Annotated in this window: 1 protein-coding gene; it reads left to right on the top strand. The window is 67.5% G+C overall.

The window, feature by feature from the left end; genetic code table 11:
- The first annotated feature begins 288 nt into the window (after nt 1-288).
- Nucleotides 289-1,713 carry a ricin-type beta-trefoil lectin domain protein gene (locus tag ACFRFH_RS09120; RefSeq protein ID WP_382462658.1) on the top strand — a complete coding sequence of 475 codons (1,425 nt, stop codon included), beginning with the start codon at nt 289-291 and terminating at the stop codon, nt 1,711-1,713.
- Nucleotides 1,714-1,790 lie beyond the last annotated feature (77 nt).

Here is a 1,790-nt window from a genome sequence, read left to right as displayed (position 1 = left end):
CTGGTAAATCACTACTCGTCTGTGGTTTTTCTCATAAATCGCCTATCGCTATTCGTCCCGATTGTCTACTCTCCCGCGCCGAGAGTCGACTTTCGCCACGAATGCCCAGCGGTGCAGGTAACACAATGGGACCGGTCACTTGACGGATTCCCGCGAGTGCGGCAACATCGTCGCCACCGGGGTCGACTGCCGACCAACCCGACGGAATCCATCACAGAACAGATCGAAGAGGATCAGATGCGCAGCAGGATGTTGACGTCAACATTGCAGAGAACCACTCGGAAAGGCTTGGTCGCCCTCACGCTGGCCGGCGCACTCGCACTGACCGGGATCGGCGTCGCCGCCCCCGCGCTCGCCACCCAGCCGCAGCCGTCGAAGGGGCCGGGCACCTCGGAGTTCAAGGGCGTGAACTGGGCCGACCCGCGGGACAACTACGCGAGCGACGCGGTCGTCCCGACCGGGCTCAGCAGCTCCGACAGCTACGACCAGGTGCTCTCCGCCTCGCAGCGCATCCTCGGCGGGTTCGAGCAGAACCTCGGCGCCAACACCGTGCGCCTCCCGATCAATCCGGCCAGCGTCGGCACGGCGTGGTGGAACTCCTACCGCGCCACGATCGACGACGCCGCCGCACGCGGCGACAAGGTCATCCTCAGCTACTGGGAGTCCGACACCAGCAAGGACGGCCTGATCGACGACGTCCCCGCCTGGAAGGCGATGTGGGACACCGTCGTCGGCGAGTTCCAGCACACCCCTAACGTGTACTTCGAGCCGATGAACGAACCACACGGCTACACGCTCGACCAGTGGGTCGCCGTCACCTCGCAGTGGCTGACCGACCACCAGCAGGTCCCGCGCAATCGCGTCGTCATCAGCGGCACGGGCTACAACGACAACGTGGTCGGGGTCGGGGACGCGCCGCAGCTCAAGGGCACCCTCCTGTCGCTGCACTTCTACGGCTACTGGGCGAACCACACCACCGAGGCCGACTGGACCGCCGACCTCGCTGCCAGGATCGGCGCGTACACCGGCCGCACGATCATCGACGAGGCCGGCTCGCCCATGACCATCGGCCTCAACTACGGAGCGCACGACGGGAACGTGTACACCTCGTACCTCGCGGCGGTGACCGACTTCGCGCGGCAGCACCGGATGGGCATCGTCTACTGGCCGGGCCTGCGGGCCGGCGACTCGTACTCGATCGAGTCCCTGCAGCCCGACGGCACCCTCACCGACAACAGCGCCTCGGGAGTGGCGCAGCTGAAGTGGGGCTACGGCTACGGCGACCAGGAACCCGTCAACGACCTCCCCGCCGCCCCTCCCGGCCAGTCACTTGTCGGTCAGACCTCCGGCCGCTGCGTCGACGTCCCGGGCTTCAGCACCACACCGGGTACGGCGCTCGACCTCTGGGACTGCAACGGCGGAGGCAACCAGACCTGGAACCTGACCGCCGACGGGCAGCTCACGATCTACGGGAACCTCTGCCTTCAGGCCGGCACGGACGGCACGACCGCGGCCGCCGGCGATCGGGCCGTGATCGCGAACTGCACCGGCGCCGCCGTTCAGCGCTGGAACGCGAACGCGGACGGCACCATCACATCCGCCGCCGCGCCCACGCTGTGCCTCGACGCCGCCGGCGCCGGGACCGGCAACGGCACCGCCGTCGACCTCTGGCACTGCAACGGCGCCCCGAACCAGGTGTGGGTGAGGAAGTAGCCCCTCACGATTCGTGGGGGGGGGAGTGGGAACGCCCGCGCACAAAGAACTAAAGGAACCACGAGAAGCGCCGGGGA

The sequence above is a fragment of the Leifsonia sp. NPDC056824 genome, assembly GCF_042789575.1.
Classification (GTDB): domain Bacteria; phylum Actinomycetota; class Actinomycetes; order Actinomycetales; family Microbacteriaceae; genus Leifsonia.
This window is presented reverse-complemented; position numbering and strand designations above follow the sequence as displayed.